Origin of the sequence: Paenibacillus sp. FSL K6-1558, assembly GCF_038002565.1 — a bacterium.
Taxonomy (GTDB): Bacteria; Bacillota; Bacilli; order Paenibacillales; family Paenibacillaceae; genus Paenibacillus; species Paenibacillus polysaccharolyticus.
On the sequence record NZ_JBBOCV010000001.1, the window covers coordinates 5,501,741 to 5,518,410 of the forward strand.

At 48.6% G+C, this 16,670-nt stretch carries 15 protein-coding genes; 7 read left to right on the plus strand and 8 right to left on the minus strand.

Annotated features, from left to right (window positions below; translation table 11 throughout):
• Nucleotides 1-296 precede the first annotated feature (296 nt).
• The 4 genes from flgB to MHI38_RS23725 all read right to left on the minus strand — a co-directional run bounded on the left by flgB (nucleotide 297) and on the right by MHI38_RS23725 (nucleotide 3,850).
• A complete protein-coding gene (flgB, locus tag MHI38_RS23710; RefSeq protein ID WP_090917944.1) occupies nucleotides 297-707 on the minus strand; it encodes a flagellar basal body rod protein FlgB in 411 nt (136 codons plus the stop codon).
• Nucleotides 708-943: 236 nt separating this feature from the next.
• Nucleotides 944-1,759, minus strand: coding sequence for an adenosylmethionine decarboxylase (gene speD / locus MHI38_RS23715; RefSeq protein WP_090917942.1), 816 nt, complete (start codon nucleotides 1,757-1,759; stop codon nucleotides 944-946).
• Nucleotides 1,760-2,047: 288 nt separating this feature from the next.
• A complete protein-coding gene (locus MHI38_RS23720; protein ID WP_154887296.1) occupies nucleotides 2,048-2,626 on the minus strand; it encodes a DUF1273 domain-containing protein in 579 nt (192 codons plus the stop codon).
• A gap of 81 nt (nucleotides 2,627-2,707) precedes the next feature.
• Entirely contained in the window at nucleotides 2,708-3,850 is a 1,143-nt protein-coding gene (locus MHI38_RS23725) for an RluA family pseudouridine synthase (protein ID WP_341181765.1), read from the minus strand.
• Nucleotides 3,851-4,040: 190 nt separating this feature from the next.
• Between MHI38_RS23725 and MHI38_RS23730 the strand changes: the two genes are divergently transcribed.
• On the plus strand, nucleotides 4,041-4,448 hold the full coding sequence (locus MHI38_RS23730) for a hypothetical protein (RefSeq protein ID WP_090917938.1): 408 nt from the start codon (nucleotides 4,041-4,043) through the stop codon (nucleotides 4,446-4,448).
• 277 nt (nucleotides 4,449-4,725) lie between these two features.
• On the opposite strand, the gene MHI38_RS23735 is transcribed toward MHI38_RS23730, so the two are convergent.
• On the minus strand, nucleotides 4,726-5,436 hold the full coding sequence (locus MHI38_RS23735; protein ID WP_154887294.1) for a GT-D fold domain-containing glycosyltransferase: 711 nt from the start codon (nucleotides 5,434-5,436) through the stop codon (nucleotides 4,726-4,728).
• A gap of 312 nt (nucleotides 5,437-5,748) precedes the next feature.
• Between MHI38_RS23735 and MHI38_RS23740 the strand changes: the two genes are divergently transcribed.
• The 5 genes from MHI38_RS23740 to MHI38_RS23760 all read left to right on the plus strand — a co-directional run bounded on the left by MHI38_RS23740 (nucleotide 5,749) and on the right by MHI38_RS23760 (nucleotide 11,879).
• The gene (locus tag MHI38_RS23740; protein WP_154887292.1) at nucleotides 5,749-6,438 is read left to right on the plus strand and encodes a glycosyltransferase; all 690 of its coding nucleotides are present in this window, start codon (nucleotides 5,749-5,751) and stop codon (nucleotides 6,436-6,438) included.
• 17 nt (nucleotides 6,439-6,455) lie between these two features.
• Nucleotides 6,456-7,445 (plus strand): polysaccharide biosynthesis protein, encoded by a 990-nt coding sequence (locus MHI38_RS23745; RefSeq protein WP_090917931.1) that lies wholly within the window; start codon nucleotides 6,456-6,458, stop codon nucleotides 7,443-7,445.
• Between the two features lie 34 nt (nucleotides 7,446-7,479).
• Nucleotides 7,480-9,375 (plus strand): nucleotide sugar dehydrogenase, encoded by a 1,896-nt coding sequence (locus MHI38_RS23750; RefSeq protein ID WP_341181766.1) that lies wholly within the window; start codon nucleotides 7,480-7,482, stop codon nucleotides 9,373-9,375.
• On the plus strand, nucleotides 9,356-10,108 hold the full coding sequence (locus MHI38_RS23755; protein WP_341181767.1) for a class I SAM-dependent methyltransferase: 753 nt from the start codon (nucleotides 9,356-9,358) through the stop codon (nucleotides 10,106-10,108). The genes MHI38_RS23750 and MHI38_RS23755 overlap by 20 nt, the downstream gene beginning before the upstream one ends.
• Before the next feature lie 664 nt (nucleotides 10,109-10,772).
• Entirely contained in the window at nucleotides 10,773-11,879 is a 1,107-nt protein-coding gene (locus MHI38_RS23760) for a glycosyltransferase family 2 protein (RefSeq protein WP_341181768.1), read from the plus strand.
• 325 nt (nucleotides 11,880-12,204) lie between these two features.
• On the opposite strand, the gene MHI38_RS23765 is transcribed toward MHI38_RS23760, so the two are convergent.
• Nucleotides 12,205-12,744 (minus strand): DUF5412 family protein, encoded by a 540-nt coding sequence (locus MHI38_RS23765; RefSeq protein WP_341181769.1) that lies wholly within the window; start codon nucleotides 12,742-12,744, stop codon nucleotides 12,205-12,207.
• A 353-nt stretch (nucleotides 12,745-13,097) separates the two neighbouring features.
• On the opposite strand from MHI38_RS23765, the gene recQ reads away from it, so the two are divergent.
• Nucleotides 13,098-14,978: a DNA helicase RecQ gene (gene recQ, locus MHI38_RS23770; protein WP_253496187.1), complete on the plus strand. Its 1,881-nt coding sequence runs from the start codon at nucleotides 13,098-13,100 to the stop codon at nucleotides 14,976-14,978.
• Nucleotides 14,979-15,344: 366 nt separating this feature from the next.
• Here recQ and MHI38_RS23775 read toward each other — a convergent pair whose 3' ends face one another.
• Together MHI38_RS23775 and MHI38_RS23780 are read right to left on the minus strand one after the other, a co-directional pair.
• A complete protein-coding gene (locus MHI38_RS23775; protein ID WP_341181917.1) occupies nucleotides 15,345-16,259 on the minus strand; it encodes an IS3 family transposase in 915 nt (304 codons plus the stop codon).
• The gene (locus MHI38_RS23780) at nucleotides 16,256-16,585 is read right to left on the minus strand and encodes a transposase (protein ID WP_308723560.1); all 330 of its coding nucleotides are present in this window, start codon (nucleotides 16,583-16,585) and stop codon (nucleotides 16,256-16,258) included. Before MHI38_RS23780 ends, MHI38_RS23775 begins: the two co-directional genes overlap by 4 nt.
• Between the last annotated feature and the right edge of the window lie 85 nt (nucleotides 16,586-16,670).

Consider the following 16,670-nt stretch of genomic DNA (forward strand, 5'->3'; position numbering starts at 1 on the left):
TAGTATTTTGCTGTTGGTTTCATTTGTGGTGTTGTTCTATTTTATAACGAAGAGAATGTTATATAATGAAAAGTTTAAATATATTCCAACGGTCTCATGGATTCCGTTCTATATTGTTCTTATTCTCATTAATAATTATACAATTCCTATTACAGAATCGGGGGACAAACCTTCGCCAGGAACAGGCATATTACTTATATTCTCTTATGTTTTATTACCTGTCATTCTAGCTTTCATCATCGGCATTTCTACCTCATACACAAAAAAACAGCCACGAGGGCTGCTGGTGTAAGCTTTTATTTTAAATCATTCAATAAATTTTTCATTTTTTTGTAATGTCCGCTGACTCGATCAGCCATGTAGTTATACATGAGTTGGTTCTCGGAAAGCATAGCCATCTCCCGGTCAATATCTACATTGTTGTTGTTATTATTCATGGCTGTTTCGTTGTTCTGCATCACTCGGTACTGCACGATGGAGGCATTGGGATTGCTGACGGGAAAATGCTTCTCATGTGTGCGTTGCATCCGGAGTTGTCCGGTTTTACCGTTCTCGATGATACGTCTAAGCTCATCTTGAAACTCAACGGTGGTCTTTTTGTAATTGGGCGTATCGGCATTAGCAATGTTGTTCGTGATGGCTGCATGTCGGGCGTTTAAGGCTTGCAAAAGGGATTCATTACGCTTGGTCGTATTGGTTTCAATCATACCCTGTTCCTCCTTTACCGCATCCGAGTGCAGTTCTCTCTATTTTAAGAAATTCGCGCGCACACTGTCAATCTGTCCAAAGTAACATATGGCGGGTGGGCTCACCGTCACAGCCGAAATAAACAACAATAAAGACAAGTATATGACCCAAATATGTGCTTCTGTGAAGGAAGTCAGCAGGATCAGAATCACTTGTCTTTATTCATGATGACATCACTCCTGACTGGTCTGTCCAATCAGGAAGAACGGTCTATATTTTTGCCGTAATAAATCTCATCCATCTCCAGCTTCAGCCACTCGGTAATCTCCTGTTGTTCCGCTTTGCTGAGCTTGTCCTTGGTGTACCCGAACAGATAATTATCCAGATCGAATTCTTTCAGCTTACATTTGGTGTGGAAAATGTTCTCCTGATAGACGTTCACGTCAATCATATCGAACCCGCTTTTGATCTCGTCCGGGATATAGTTCTGGATCGAACTGATCTCATGGTCAATAAACAGCTTGCGCCCGCTTGTATCCCTTGTAAAACCACGCACGCGATAATCCATAATCATAATATCCGTATCAAACGAATGAATCAGGTAATTCAACGCTTTCAGCGGTGAAATCTCACCACAGGTCGACACATCGATATCCGCACGGAAGGTGCTGATGCCTTCGCTGGGGTGGAATTCGGGATAGGTATGCACGGTAATGTGGCTTTTGTCCAGTTGCATGACCACATTATCGGGCAGGGGACCAGGAGATTCATCGAAGGATTCTTCGGGAATCTCAACGATCGGGCCTTCCGATACCAGCATGGTTACACTTGCGCCCTGCGGCACATAATCCTGCTGTGCGACATTCAGGACGTGTGCGCCGATGATGTCCGATACATTTTTCAAAATATGAGTCAGTCGGTCTGCGTTATATTGTTCATCGATATATTCAATGTAAGCTTCACGTTCTTCTTTGGTCTTGGTGTAACAAATATCGTACATATTGAAACTGAGTGACTTGGTCAGGTTATTGAACCCGTGCAGCTGGATGCGCTGCTCTGGCGTTAAAGTCATGGTTGCAGTTCCCCTTTGTCCCATACGACATAAAAATCGCAGTTTTAATACTACTTATACCCAACCTTGCCCGAAAAAAAACATGAGTTTCCCATTTGGGGCGAGCAGGCAATTTCCTATAAAACACCGTAAACACTGATGAACATCGTCTTAGATTGATGTATAACATCTCACCGATCCCGAAATGCAGTCCGATAACAGAGTCAGTCCGGGCCTAGTCCAATAAAACGGAGTCCAGTAAGATAGCAAAAAAATACTGCACAGCAATTTGCCGTACAGCATCCAAAGTTAGAAGGGGATGTCCCCATCATAAGCAAAATCATTCATGCGTTCTTCCTCCGCGACCGATTGGATATCCTCGGAAGTGACCGTAATGATGGGATAATGCTCATTTTGTTGTTTCTTCAATGCCTTTTCCTTTACAAAACGCGGGCTGCCTTCGCCGGCATCTTCGTCATAGACAAGCAGCAAGCCATCGCTTTTACGCAGCAGCAGATCGTCCCGTGCGGTGAACTGCCACGGCCCGATGTATGGCTGTTTGCTAATTGCACCATAATAGTCCACTCCAGACAGAATGGAACGGTAGTACTCCTGCTTGTCTTCTTTCCATTGTTCCTCCGGGTTCTGAAAAGCAGTGATAATCGACAGCTTCAGATGTGGATAGCTCTGTTTCAGCTCCAACACAACCTCGCAGGCCCAAAGGTCGACACCGTATTGACCTGGAGTAAGCACCCATTCCAAGCCATCTTCCACAAGAGGTGTAAGGCGGGAGGCGATGGCTTTTTTAATGTAAGGGATACCCTCATGCTTCTGACCAAAAATTTGCAGTTCATGTGCACGGTAACCGGTGATGAACAGGTTTTGCAAACGTGTTAACCTCCTTTCAGACGGACAATGAGTCGGTGAGGAACGGCATCTTAGTCGGTTGTCCGTCTTCGTATGAGCACGTTATTGTGCAGGTGTAGCTTCTCCGCGGAACGGATACAGGAATGGCTTCGGAATATCCGTTTCGAATGTCATCAGTTTGCCTGTCGTTGGATGAATAAACGACAACACTCGTGCATGGAGTCCCAGACGTCCGAGATCTCTTGTACGTGCGCCGTATTTACGATCCCCGGCAATCGGATGTCCCAGGTCTTCCATATGCACACGAATCTGATTTTTACGACCCGTTTCCAGACGAACCTCCAGCAGGGAGAACTCACGGTTCGACTTCAGCCGTTTATAATGCGTAACCGCATGTTGCCCGTCGTTTGGACGGGAACTGGAGTACATCTTGAGTGTTTTAGTTTCCTTGAGCCAAGAGGAGATGGTGCCTTCTTCTTGAGCTACCGCGCCTTCAACCAGTGCGACATAAACACGGTCTTGTACGTTTTCTTTCCAGTTGTTTTGCAACTGCTGCTGAACCTCTTCACTTTTGGCAAACATCATCACACCCGAGGTGTCCCGATCCAGACGATGTACGATGAAAATCCGGTTCAGTTCGTTGGTACGACGCACATGTGACATCAGCTGGCGATAAGCGGTCAGATCGTCACTTTTGTCAGCCGCGATCGATAGGAGTCCGGCTTCCTTCCTAATCACAATGATGTCGTCGTCTTCATGCAAAATGTTAATACCTGTCAGAGAAGGAGCGGCTACAGCCCCTTCTTTGCTGATGGATACGATCTGTCCGGGTAGCAGAGGTTCGTTAAACTTCGTTACAACTTTCTCATCTATCGATACTTGTCCACGTCCCAAAATGGACTTCACCGCATTACGTCCTGACTTTATATGCTTCAGCAGGAAATTCAGCAGTTCATCCGGTTCGGTTACCTTGTACTGACGTGGCGGTTCGGACTTGCGATAATATGCATTGCCTGGACGCTTGGATGCGGTAGCCGGTTTGGCCGGTTTGTTTCCTTTGCCACCGTTTTTTGCAGGCGCCACGGACGAATGAGAAGCTGAAACCTTACTCGTATCCTCTCCCGAACGAGGGGGATTCGGTTTGGATGATGAAGTGCCAGGACGGCCGGAACGCGGCTTGGAAGAGCCTCCGTATGATTTTCCTTTGGCAGATGTACCGCCGGTTGAACGTTTGCGTTTATTCATGAATGACAATCTCCTTCTGAACAGCTTGTACCCTTTGTGTGCATACGATCCGTTCATTTCGTTATGCTGTTCAATATACCATTAACCGCGCGGAATTAAAAATAGGTTCATCAAATCTGCTAACCATCCAATCCGAAGAGTTATCAGTTTCATAGAATATGTTATCCCATAGCATTGGAGGTGTTACTTCATGGGCGTGTTTCTCGATATGAGAACCTCGGAGAACTCGGGATACGTAGGGGCACCGGGATTACCTTTGTCCGAATCCCCTGAACCTTTCGGCGCTATCGGTCTTCAAACCCAGGGGGTCATTAATCCTATCATTACCTTGAATGGTACAGTGGGTGTTACAGGAGAACTGGGCGACACGTTTGTTGTAGAGATAGTGCGTGGTTTTGTGTACGATCCGTTCTTCATCATCTATCGAGCAGAAGGAACGGTCGGGCAAAATGGCGGTGCCGAGTTCCATTCGTTCACAGCTCAGGATCTGGCTGCACCACCAGCGCTGGAAAATGTATATACGTCATTCATCTCCGGTGTATCCACAGCTGTGCGAACCGGGCCGGAGATGTTTTACGGTATTGCCGCGACCAACTAAAGGAGCTTTGAAAGACTTTAGAGAGACCATCTTATAGTAACGTTTGTTGTACCCGTTTCAGTTACATGGCAATCAAGATCATTCCAATCAAGATATAACTCAAAATCCCCGCCTACCGAGGCGGGGATTTTGAGTTTGAGATGAAGCAGGATTGTAAGAGCATTGATTTATAAGAGAGAGTAGAAAGATTTTGATATAGAAGGAAAGGGAGAAGTAGAGATACAAGCAGCGCTATCGATCATGGGCATAGAGAAAAACTGAATACTGTAGATGCAACTTAGTTGGCGCGTCCTTTCAAAATCATGTTATTGGCTTTGCCGAAATCGATAGCGACTTTACCTGCCAGCGCTGCGGTTCGTTCTGCAAGAATGACGGCGTTAACCCCGCAAGAGAACAGAGCAACATCAAAGTCATCCTGATGCGTTTGAATCCATTGCAAGGTCTCATCCATCTGATCATAGTTGTCAAAAGCCAGTGTACTTACGATGTCGAGATGATAAGGCTCCTTAACGAGTGCGGCCTGTAACTCATCCAGTTCACGCGTTACAAGCAACACACGTTTGCCGGCAAGCATCTGCCAAAACCGAGGTACTTGCACAAGTTCACGATTCACACAAGCATGACAGGTCAACGCAGGCACGATGCCGTAGTGAGCAAAGATCATATCGGTCAGCGGCCGCTTAAGGTAATCCGGAGCCTTGATGGTGCTGTCTCCACGTGGAAGGACACCCACAATAGTGGCTCTTTTCAACGAAGCAGCGACTTCGTCCCGCATTTTCAGGTTGGGAAGCCGCAGCCCCTTTTGTCCGAGATTAGCTTTGATTGCCCAGCGCTCTTGTAGCACCTGCTCCATAGGCCATACGGATTCTTGCGACATCACGATATTTTCACCATCCCCCACACGCACCAGTGAGAATGGACGCTTCTCTTGCAAAGCAGCTTCAAGCTGATCCAGCACGTCTTGCATTTCTAGATAAGTAGAATTCATTCCGAATGCCTGCCCCCTTTGAAAATCAAGCTCCTCTATTCTATGTTGCGAGAGAAACCGTGATCTGTGCGTTCGACCTCCAAGAGATAACTTGGGGTGTATATCAATCTATTTATAAGAAAATCAGTACATATGTCGGTGCCGGAATGTTCAGAAGTTCATACGTTATACAGTGCTGGCATTTAAGAGAATTGAAGTGTAAGCGATCAGCGCGAGGAACGAGTTTCGTAGATGCGAGATTTCATTCTAAAAAAACTATGAAAACGTCTGTACTCGCCATATAGGCTTACAGCGTTCATGAGGAGGAAGGGTATGTCCAGGAAAGTTGTGATTGAGATTAACTTCAATAACTACGGGTTAGATCCGCAGCGGCTGACCCGCGAATGGCTGGAGCGCCGTATGACCATTTTTCGCACATTTACATTGCATTGTCTCAAGGCTCAGACGAATCAAGATTTCTTGACAGTGGTGAAGCTTTCCAAAGAATCCGGGGAGCTGATGCAGGAGATTTTGGCGAGCCAGGAGCCCCTGCCTTCGAATATTCGTTTTGGAACCCACATCGAGAGTGTACGTGCGATTCTGGAGTTTGCCAAAGACGTAGAAAACATCTATATTGCCCGTCTGGATTCGGACGATCTGTATCACAAAACATTTGTGCAGCAGCTCTATGATGTAAAGCCTCAGCCAGAAACGATGGCGTTGATTAATCAGAATGGTTATCTGTGGGACAGTGTGAACAACGAGATGGCTCCGGCATTCCACCGCTCCCCGCAATTTTATGTCTATCTGTACAAGACAGCAGAATATGCCGCCGGATATCGCGTGAAGCTTCCGGGCCGAGGCACGCATGGGAATGTGATCGACTTGCCACATGAACTGCTTGCACCGCGGAACTACGTCAATATCGTTCATTCCAGCAATACGTCCGTCAAAAAAGTACCGCCTAAAGACCGCTTAAGCCGCGAGGAGATGGCGCAGGTTTTACGTGAATTCATGATCTGAACAGGAGGGATTCATCCATGATTCAAGGACAAACGATTCTGGTCACCGGAGGAACTGGCTCCTGGGGTCAGAAGCTAACGGAGGTACTGCTTGCGCAGAACCCGGCGGAGATTCGACTGCTATCTCGGAACGAGTATGCCCAGATCGCGATGCAGCGGGAGTTCAATCATGATCCGCGTCTGCGTTTTATCATTGGAGATATTCGAGATTACCGGGCAGTGGAGGAAGCGTGCCAAGGCGTAGATGTGCTCTTCCATCTGGCCGCGCTCAAGCATGTTCCGGTCTGTGAGGATCAGCCGGATGAAGCATTTAAAACAAATGTGATTGGAACTCAGAATATTATTCGGGCGGCCATCCGTATGGGGATTCCAAAAGTCATTGACGTATCCACCGACAAGGCAGTCGATCCGATTAACGTATATGGCATGACCAAAGCACTGGGCGAAAAAATGATGATTCGTGCCAACTGGCTGAGCGAGAAGACCCGGTTTGTATGTATCCGCGGCGGCAATGTTCTGGGCACAAGCGGCAGTGTTGTACCTTTGTTCCGCAGACAGATTGACGAAGGCAAAAGCCTGACCATTACAGACGAAGGCATGACTCGCTTTTTCCTGACCCGTACCGAAGCTATTCATTTATTACTCAAAGCAGCGGAAGCGGCGGTAGGTGGAGAAACATTCGTCATGAAAATGAAAGCTTGCAACATGACGGAACTGGCATCTGTCATGCTCGAACAGGCAGGTCGCCCGTCAGGCGATTACAAAGTGACGGGCATCCGTCCGGGGGAGAAGCTGCACGAAGTGCTGATCTCGCCATTTGAAGCACCGCGTACTCGCCAGTACGATGCGCAGTATTATGTCATTTTGCCGGAGCATGCCGATCAAGGTCTTACGAAACATTATGATCATCTGCCACGTGTGAAGTTTGATCAGTATCGCTCTGACAGTGAAATGATGAACAAACCGGCGATAGCTACGTTTTTGCGTGCAGGGGGATATATCGACTAACGGAAGGGAGGCGGAACGTTTGGAGGTGGAAGAGATGAGTGAGAACAGCCTGAATCCCGAAGAGAAACGTCAAGATGAAAAGGAGAAGCAGGCACAGACTCCAGGAGAGCACCGTGGCCGGAAACAGCAACGATTGAAGCAACTCTACCCGAAGTCACAGCAGACCACGCTTCAATGCATTCATAACCGCTCCCTGAAGGCTGTTGTCATCGGCCTTGGTTACGTGGGACTGCCGATGGCTGTTGAGATGGCACAGTCCGGTTACCAGGTGCACGGCATTGATATCGATGCAGGCAAAGTAGCTAAGCTCCGCGCTGGCCATTCGTATATTATTGGCATTGAAGATGAGATGCTTCAAACGCTGCTGGAGGCGAATCGATTAACGGCAGGCACCGATTATGCAGCAGTTGCAGGTGCGGATGTCATCGTCATCTGTGTACCGACTCCGTTAACGGATAAACATCAGCCGGATATATCTTATATTTCATCAGCTGTGGGGGGCATGACCCCCTATCTCCAGCAGGGCAGCCTTGTCATTCTGGAGAGCACCACGTATCCAGGCACGACGGAAGAGCATGTGAAACAGCCCGTAGAAGCAGCGCGCGGCTGGACTGCAGGTGAGCATTTCTATGTCTGTTATTCTCCGGAGCGAGTGGATCCGGGTAGTGTGCATTACGGGGTGAAAAATACACCGAAAATCATCGGTGGATCGACTCCCGCCTGTCTGAGTTATGGAACACAATTCTATGGTTCGTTTCTGAACGAAGTCGTGCCTGTTAGCTCGACAACCGTCGCCGAGACAGCGAAACTGTTCGAGAATACGTTCCGCAGCGTAAATATTGCGCTGGTTAATGAGTTAACCCCGGCCTGTGAGCAGATGGGCGTGGATATCTGGGAAGTGTTACAGGCAGCGGCAACGAAGCCGTTTGGATATATGCCGTTTTATCCTGGACCGGGCATTGGCGGGCACTGTATTCCGATTGATCCGATCTATCTATCCTGGGCAGCCAATCGCCAGGGATCGGAGCTGCGGTTCATTGAGCTCGCAGATGCGACGAACCGGCAAATGCCAGAGCATGTCGTTCAGCGTGCAGCAGCCTTGCTGGAACAACGTGGTCATTCTATTCGCGGCGCCCGCGTTGTACTGGCGGGTATGGCGTACAAAAAAGACATTGACGACCTGCGCGAATCCCCTGCGCTCGACGTCTTTCGGCTACTGAGCGCAGCGGGTGCCGACGTTGTTTTCACCGATCCGATGGTGCCCGTATTCCGTCAAGATGATGGTTCCATGCTCCAGTCCCGGCCTGCTTCGCCCGAATTGTGGACATGGGCCGATCTGGTTATTATCACGACAGACCACTCTGCGTTTGATTACCAGGAGATGGCGGATCATGCACCGCTGATTTTTGATACACGTAACGCCACAGCCGGATGCCGTGGAAACAATATCGTTGTACTGGGTCAACCTGAGCGACATGACCATGGGAGAGTACACAGCTTGGAGCAGGAGAAGGGTCAGGGTGCTGAAAGGGAAAAGGGTGTCCAATCAGAATATCTAAAGCATGCAGGCCATGAGAAACATGTGGAATATGAAGAAGTTGTGGAAGATGCTGAACATGGGGAAACAGAACATGTGGCGCATGAGGAACAAGGGATGGAGAAAGAGGATTTTCAAGATACAGAGCATGAAGCGTCAGGATTGGAAGGTCATAGTAACAGCGGTCAGGTCACGAGAGAGGGAAATTCAGCAGGGGAAGACGTAAAAGGACAAAATGGAAGATATCCGAGTACGAAACGCGAGAACGTTCCCTCAGGTGAAGATGCAGAAAACGAGAACGGTGAATCGGATGGAAGCCAAGACGATACATGGGCGGATCAAGATGTGAAAAATGTGCACGGGAAAACGGGAGATGGCTATGGCGAATCATGATCGGGTGAACGAACGTTATTACGGAGAGATTAATTCCGAAGATTCTCATGAAGCGACGAGGACCCGTGTGCACTGGATGTGCAGGGAGACCACAGGCAAACGTATTTTGGATGTGGGATGCAGCCAGGGAATTACGTCTATTTTGCTGGGGCGTGAAGGTTTTCGGGTGACAGGCGTGGATTTGGAGGAAGAAAGTATCCGCTATGCGCAAGAGGAGCTAGCTAAAGAATCCAAGCCCGTCCGCAACCATGTCGATTTCCGCATGCTGGACATCACGCAATGGAAGGCGAGAACCACGTTTGACACTGTACTACTTGGGGAAGTGCTGGAGCATTTTGCGCATCCCGAGACATTGCTATCGCAGGTTCATCGTCTGCTCACAGAGGAAGGCACACTCATCGTTACTGTCCCTTATGGCTATCATCCATTCTATGATCATAAACAGACGTTCTATGCGAGCAATCTGGCGATGTGCTTATTACCGTATTTTGAAGTAATGAAACTGGAAATTCATCATAAATATCTATGTTGTGTGGCGCGCAAACGCCAGAAAATACAGCTCGACGTAAAACCGCCTCTGAACCAGGTGCTGGACTGGATGAAGCTGGACCATACCCATTTTGAAGAGGTGGAGCAGCAACATCTACGCTCCATGAAACAGCGTAAAAAAGCGCTGGACAGTGCCGTGGATCAGCTGAAACGGCTGCGTCGTCAGGAGAATGAGGAAGGGTAATCGGAGAAGCATTGTCGTAACACCAACACTACACAGGCAGGACGGTGACAGTACACCACCACTAATCGTTAACACCAACATTAACCGCGAAACCAAGCCTAACATCAGCAACTGTATCACCAGCATGTAGACCATCGACACCAGGAGCAATATCGCAATCACACAACACTATGGAACTGGCATACGAACAACGCTAGCTACACAAACCACACAAACCACTAAGTTTAACACCACACATTTTACACAAAAGTAGTTGCTCTAACTCAAGTATCTCTATCAGCGACTGCACCATTAGCATGGGTACCACCGTACCACAGCGGTACCTACACTATCAGTACCAGTACCATTGCAATGACTATAGAAATTACAGAGTATAAATGAGGTAAGTTTTTCTAACGATCACCAGAAGCCTTAATTTAGGTCATTTCAAAGCTCACAGGATTCTAACGATCACCAGCGACGTTATTTGCCTTAAATTCAGTGATTTCCCTCAAATTTAGGTCTGAAATACGAAAATAGGCTCATCTGTGATCGTTAGATTTTCAAAAGCGCTGAAATGTGCTAAATAGCGTCATCTGTGATCAGTAGAAATTTTAGATTTTTACAAGTTGCTTAATCTCTTTTGTGTGAATCAGTACGCGTACGACAGGAAGGGGCTTTAAACGTGATCACCATCAGTTTGTGTATGATCGTGAAGAACGAAGAACGCACACTGGCAAGGTGTCTTGAATCGGTGGCTGACCTTATGGATGAGATTATCATTCTGGATACAGGGTCGTCGGATCGAACGATGGACATCGCTGCAAAGTATACCGACCGGGTCTATACGTATACATGGAATGAGGACTTTGCCGCAGCACGGAATGAGTCATTCGCCCAGGCTACGAAGGAGTATATCCTGTGGCTCGATGCGGATGATGTGCTGTTGCCCGGGGAACGGGCGAAGCTTGCGATGTTGAAGGAGCAGCTGCCGTCCGGAGGGAAGACGGCGGGTGTGATTATGGGCTATACGCTGGCCGAGGGGCCGGAGGGAAGTCCGCTGGTGGCGGACCGAAGGCTTCGCCTGGTCAAGCGGGATGCCGGTTGCCGCTGGCATGGCCGGCTGCACGAGCAGCTGCGCTTCCCGCAAGGCGAGGTCATTACGACAGATATTGCCGTCACCCATCGCCGCGAGGCGAGCAATCATTCGGCGCGAAACGTGCGCATTCTGCGCAAATGGATCGCCGAAGAGGGCATAGCCCAGGGACGCCTGCTGTTCTACTATGCAGGCGAATGTTATGACCGCCAGCGCTACGCAGCGGCGGCACGCGGTTACGCGAAGCTGCTGGAGCAGCCAAGCGGTTACCGCGAAGATCGGCTCATTGCCTGCGCAAGGCTGGCGGAATGTTATGAGCGGCTTGGCGAGCCGGGCCGTAAGCTGGGCGCATTGCTGCAGTCGTTCCAGTACGACTTGCCGCATGCCGATTTCTGCTGCGCCATTGCCGCCTGCTTCCATGAGCGGCAAGAGATCGTCACCGCCATCTATTGGTATATGCAGGCGGTGGATGTAAGCAGCCGTGATCCGGGTCTGCGCCCTGTACCGGCTGCTTGCCGAACGTGGCTGCCGCATGCCAGGCTCTCACTCTGTTATGCTCATCTGGGCAACTGGGAGCAGGCGTTGTTGCATAACACGAAAGCTCGGAAGTATCTGCCGGATGATCCAGGTTTGGTCGGTAACCGGGAGAAGCTCGAAGCCGTGATTCGCAAACAGAGAAAAGAGAGAGAAGGATAGCACATGTAAGAAGGAACAAAAACGGAAAGTGAAGATGGGGCATCCAATAGTATGAAGCTAGCAATCCATTGGTGAAAGGGAATCATAACAGTTCTCAAATATAGCAATCAAATTAGCAATCAAATTAGCAATCCAATAAGGGTCTTTTACAGAGGCCTAATAAAAATAAACCCCGTTTAGCCGAGAAAGTCGGTAAACGGGGTTTGCTGTTGCTCTGTTTTAGTATGAACAGTGTAAACCGCGTTTAGAACAACTGAACTTATCGTCCGTATCCATGTTCCGAAGCAAAGTTGTCATGACATGATATTTCATCAGCATATGTTATTCACGATTCAGGTTCCAAACATCTTACATACTGGTCCTTTGTACGCAAGCTGCTGCAAGCCCAGCCCCATCCATCATAAATTTCTTCATCTATATTCAAGGTAACCGTCTCGTTACTATACTCGCTCCAGTTTTCAATGCGAAGGGTATTGTCACTCTCCCATTCGAGGTGATTTCCGCCATGAAACTCTGCGCGATAGATGCTTTTGGCATTCGAAGCGCTTGTATCCGCTGTTTTCCGTACGTCTACCCAGATCGTCACCCCGCCTGCTGCGCCGCCGTAAGGAACACCGTATAGTTCGGCCGTGTATTCTCCATTGGGAGATGACATGTACGAGCTCAGATCGCCCTCACCCGAACGATCGAATGTGGAGAGGTAGGGACGAAGCGTGAAGAAAAGCGTCAAAGCCACGATGGGCAACATAAACAAGGAGATAAATATCGAAGCTTTTGGATGCCTGCGAACCCAAGATTTGCGTGAAGAGTTATTAGACAATGTTGATTTGATTTTGGATTGATCGGAATGTTCAGAATGTTCCATGGATACCGTAGTCCTCCCTTGCGGTCTAGAAGTTCATTGACATTTTCATTCCTGATCATATCATAGTGAGTGTTTTCTAGATTACAAATAAGTTAAATTAATCCAAAACAATTGTTATAAAGAGTGGTTATTTGACTTGTGTCTAAAAAGGGTTAACCATTTTTACATTAAAACGCGGTTGCTCATTCGCGCCGTGCCCGTTAAACTAAAGGTAGCGGCGTTTTGCTTGACGGACAAGTCATGAGAACGCCATTTTGTTGTCAGGGATGCGGCGCTGGTGCCGCGTCTAGATGTCAGAATCGGATAGAACCAAGCCGGTGCAGGAACACCGGTGACAAGTAAGGAGTCTTTACATGAGTGTGCAAGCACCTACTTTAGAAGAAGCGCAGGGTCTCCTGCAAAAATATTATGGTTACCCCGATTTTCGTGAGGGCCAAAAAAAGATCGTTTCCAGCCTGCTCGAATATGAGGACACGCTGGGGATTATGCCAACCGGAGGCGGGAAGTCAATTTGTTACCAGATTCCCGCTTTGTTATATCCGGGGCTGACGCTGGTCGTTTCCCCGTTAATCTCGTTGATGAAAGACCAGGTCGATGCGCTGACGACCGCGGGCATTGCCGCCGCTTATATTAATAGTACGTTAAGCGGCAGAGAAGTGAATGAGCGCATCCGTGCGGCGCAGCGCGGTGAGTTGAAGTTGCTCTACGTCGCGCCGGAGCGACTGGAGCTGGACTGGTTCCGCGATGAGATGGGGCAGTTGCCCATCTCGTGCGTGGCAGTGGATGAGGCCCACTGCGTGTCACAGTGGGGCCATGATTTTCGGACAAGCTACCTGGCGGTAGCGCCGTTTGTGGACAGTTTGCCGGAGCGGCCGGTGGTTGCGGCCTTTACGGCGACGGCGACGCCCGAGGTCATGGGCGATATTCTGCGGCTGCTGCGTTTGCAGGACCCGCAGACGTATGTGACCGGACTTGGGCGAGATAATCTCGCGTTTAGCGTGCTACGCGGCGAGAGCAAAAAAGATTTTGTCTTGAACTACGCGCGCGAACATGCCAGCGAGCCAGGTATTGTATACGCCGCGACCCGTAAGGACGTGGACGATCTGCATCAGCGTTTGTTGCAGGCTGGTTTGCCGGCAGGACGTTACCATGCAGGCATGACGGACGATGAACGGGCGCAGAGCCAGGAGCAGTTTTTGTACGATGATATTCGCGTGATGGTTGCGACCAATGCCTTCGGAATGGGGATCGACAAGTCCAACGTGCGTTATGTGCTTCACTACAGCATGCCGAAAAACATGGAGGCATACGTTCAGGAAGCCGGACGTGCGGGTCGGGACGGTGAGCCAAGTCAGTGTATTTTACTTTTCGGAGCACAGGATATCATCACCCAAAAGTTTCTGATCGAGCAGAACCCGATGGAGGGTGACCGCAAAGCGAACGATTACCGCAAGCTGCAACAGATGGTGGATTACTGTTATACCACACGCTGTTTGCGCAGTGCACAGCTGGATTACTTCGGTGAGGTGCACGAGGACAAGCCTTGCGGCATTTGCAGTTCGTGTACAGACGACCGTGAGCTGGTGGATATGACCATTGATGCGCAAAAAATATTCAGTTGCATTCACCGCATGCGTGAACGCTACGGGGTATCGCTGGTCGCTTCGGTACTTAAGGGTTCCCGTGCCAAGAAAGTGCTGGACTACGGCTTCGATTCCTTGCCAACATACGGGGTTATGGGCAATCGCACAGAGCGCGAAATTGCAGAGATCATCAACGTGATGGTATCCGAAGGTTACCTGATGTTGTCTGAGGGCCAATATCCAGTGGTTCGATTACAGCCGCTGGCGGTGGAAGTGCTGAAAGGTCAACGCGAAGTCATGCAGCGTGTCGTACGGAAAACAGCGGCTACAGCTTCCGGTACAAACTACGGCGGACGCCGCGGACGTGATGCAATGCCTTCGGCTGTGAACGAAACCGTGTTTGAACAGCTACGTCTGATCCGCCGTGATCTGGCTGCCAAAGAACATGTGCCATCCTATATTATCTTTAACGATGCCACCTTGCGCGAGATGAGTGTGGTATGTCCGAAGACAGAACGTGACATGCTGACCATTAAAGGGGTCGGTGAGGTCAAGTACCGCAAGTATGGACTGCCGTTCCTGGAATTCTTTCAGAAACAATCGGGTGAAGAAGTGGATACGGACGATGATGCCTTTTATGGATATGAGTGATATATGTTAGCGATATGTGATAGTGAATATGTCGTGAGTGATGAGGATAAATGACAAGAGATAAGTGATATCTGATCTGTGACCGAGGCCTACAGATTTGACAGGCTGCTCAAGTAGAGGATGGAAAGCTAACGATCCTCATGGAGCTTATTTGCCCTGAATCGGGGACATTTGAAATCTAACGATCTCCAGGAAGCTTATTTCATTCAAAATTCTGAAAAATGAGTCTGATTAAGCTGATTTTAGCAGAATAGCGTCTCCGGGGATCGTTAGAATTTTCAAAAGCCCGAATATGCCGAAATAAGGCTTCTCCCGGTTCAACCCCTTAATATTGGACACTAGCTAGCTTTTTCTCAGATTGACGCATCATAATGCAATGGATTTGGGCTCTATGGTTCCTTCGTTGACCAGGCGCAGGTAATCTGTCGGCGACCAGTCGTGTAGACTGCCGTGAATACGGTCTTTGTTGTAATAACGGATATAACGGTCTACCTCGGAAAAGGCTTCTTCGTAGCTTTCGAAACAATGTCGCTGGTAACACTCACGTTCCAGAACACTATGAAACGATTCAATAAAAGCATTTTTATTCGGTGTTCGAACGGGTGTCCGCTCATGCTCTAAACCTGCTTCTTCACAGAAGTTATAAAACGCTTTGCTTATAAACTGAGGGCCGTTATCGGTACGAATCACGAGCTTTGGCTCGGTCTTAGGGATACGTCGCGTTACCATAGCCTGCCGGAGCGTATGCAGGATGCTCTGCGTGTCGCAGGCTTTACCGCGATGGTGAGCGACGATTCGACGATCAAAAACATCAATAATACTTGCGAGGAAAAAGTGCCGGCGTTTCCCCGCAACATAACCGTACTTGATATCCATCTGCCACAATTGGTTAGGCCCATCTACCGTTCGGTTATTAGCTACTTTTCTCGGTACGGTATGGATTTGTTCGCGCTGAGGGAGAAGGATACTGAGAGACTTACAGAGCCGATATACTTTCTTTTTGTTAATTACCAGATTGTACTTTCGGCGTAACAACACGGTTAGTTTTCGGTAGCCAAACGCTGCATTTGGCCCTTGAATCAAACGACGAAGAAACCCGACAATCCGAGTGTCCGAAATACGATTCCCTTGCTGGTTGTAAGAGTATCCAGGGATTTTTCGTCCGCTACTTATGGGTTGCTGGCGTTCAGGGTGTTTCAAGTGATAATAATATGTTGAGCGAGGAACATCGCAGATCCGGAGCACCGTACGGACAGGATATCCTCGCTCAATCCAACCTATCGCGGTTTGTAGTCGGGATACTTTTTTTTAACGAGATCCTTAAGAATCTGGTTTTCTAATTCTTTTGCGCCAAGAAGTTTCAAAGCTTCATTGTATTTCTCCTGTAATTCTTGATAGTTGGCTACATCTTGCTGTATTTGTTGTGTTTCTTTTTGTTTTTTAGCCACCAGTTCCCCCACCTCATCTTCGTATTGACGAACCCAAGTCGTCAGCGTTTTAGGAGACATGCCGTACTTTCGTGCCACGACCTCTGTCCGGAGGCCAGAAAGCACCTCTACGACATACTCCTTTTTCGCCTCAACTGGGCATCTAAATCGTCTTTTCATGAACACTCTCCTCATTTCATTTAGTGTATCTGAGGTAGCTTTGAGTGTCCAATTGGATTAGGGGGCTTTAAAGCTCCTGATCGTT